The organism is Streptomyces sp. MB09-02B, from assembly GCF_033794485.1.
Taxonomy (GTDB): Bacteria; Actinomycetota; Actinomycetes; order Streptomycetales; family Streptomycetaceae; genus Streptomyces.
The window spans coordinates 1-1,519 of the sequence record NZ_JARGEE010000834.1 but is presented as its reverse complement, the minus strand read 5'-3'; the positions used below and the strand labels follow the sequence as shown (position 1 = coordinate 1,519).

The following is a 1,519-nucleotide window of genomic DNA, read 5'->3' as shown; positions in this document are numbered from 1 at the left end:
GGAGTGGCTGGACGAGGCGGACGTGGTGGTGGGGTCCGTGGAAGGGGCCGTGGCGGACGTGGTGGTGGGGGCCGTGGAAGGGGCCGTGGCGTTGCGGTCGGTGGACCCGTTGACGCCGTTGCACCGCGTGCCGGGGGTGGACCCAGCTGCTCGTCTCGATGATCTGTTCGTACTGCTCACCGCCGCCGAGCAGTTGGGCACGGCGGTCCGGGCCTGTGAGGCGGCCGTGCAACACGCCCGGACCCGGGAGCAGTTCGGGCGGCCGGTCGGCGCGTTCCAGGCGGTCAAGCACCTCTGCGCCGAACTCCTGGTCCGGGTGGAGCTCGCGCGCGTGTCGGTCTATGCGGCCGCCGTGACCCTCGATCCGGCGGACATCGCGGCGGCCCGGCTGCTGGCTGACGATGCGGCAGTGCGCGGGGCCCGCGACTCCCTTCAGGTCCACGGCGGTTCGGGGTTCACCTGGGAGGCCGACGTACACCTGTGTCTGAAGCGGGCGTGGGTACGGGCGGAACGTGGCGGATCGATCACGGAGAGTGAGGAGTTGTTGGCGGGGGAACTGCTGAGCGAAGTGGGTTGAGCGCGCTGACCAGGGTCGGAAGGGAATGTGTGGCGGGGGTTCGCTGGAATGTCGCGGAACGTGGCATACCGGAATTACCGAGCGTTGATACCGTGTTGTGTCCTAGGCGTGACTTGTCACGGCCTGGAGTCGGAGTCCCGCTCCGGTACCTTCTGGTGGATGCGAGTGGTTCCGAGGTCGAGCCGAGCCGGTGTTGCCCCTGTGGCGGCCCCGGATCCGGCGGTGTCCGGCACTCGTGAAGTGGGCCGGAGTCTCGACGCCCCGGTCTGTTCGACTCCCCGCGATGAGCGTCGCACAGTATGCCGTACGCGTACTCCTTCGCGCTGGAATATGCCCGAAGCGCTTGTTGGGGTGACTGTACGTCAACCATGCTGTCCTGTAAGGGGATCACGGACCGTGATCCCGGTGCCGACGGTGTCGACGGCGGTGGCGTCGGCCAGGCAGCAGATGACCACGATCGTGGCCCCTGAGGGGCGTGCGGCGATGTGTCCGCCGGTTCGGATGGTGTGAGCGGTGCAGGTGCTTCAAGTGCAGCTGGAGATCCGGCCCGACCCCGCAGAGGTGGGTCGAGCGCGGAGATGGGCCCGTGCACGGCTCTCCGGGTCCGGGATAGGGGACGACGAGCCGCTCGCCGAGACGCTGATCCTCCTCGTCTCCGAGCTGGTCACCAACGCGGTCGTGCACACCGGCCGGCCGGCGGTGCTGCGGCTGCTGCTGTCCGGTCTTCGTGACGGGCTGATCGGCAAGGTCCGCCTGGAGGTGGTCGACGCCAGCGCGTGTCCGCCGGCCCCCCGGTGCGCGGACGGCGACGAGACGGGCGGGCGCGGCCTCGCCCTCGTCGACGTCCTCGCGGACCGCTGGGGCTGGAGCCATGAGGGCGTCGGCAAACGGATCTGGTGCGAACTGGACCGGGTGGTGCCGGGGGTTTCGGGGGCGGCGAGC

The 1,519-nt window shown here is 69.9% G+C and carries 2 protein-coding genes; both read left to right on the top strand.

What is annotated here, in order from left to right:
* Positions 1 to 577, top strand: a 577-nt coding sequence (locus P1P70_RS44485; protein ID WP_319248168.1) for an acyl-CoA dehydrogenase family protein, incomplete at its 5' end; no start/stop codon positions are given.
* A gap of 513 nt (positions 578 to 1,090) precedes the next feature.
* On the top strand, positions 1,091 to 1,519 hold a 429-nt coding region (locus P1P70_RS44480; protein ID WP_319248166.1), incomplete at its 3' end, for an ATP-binding protein.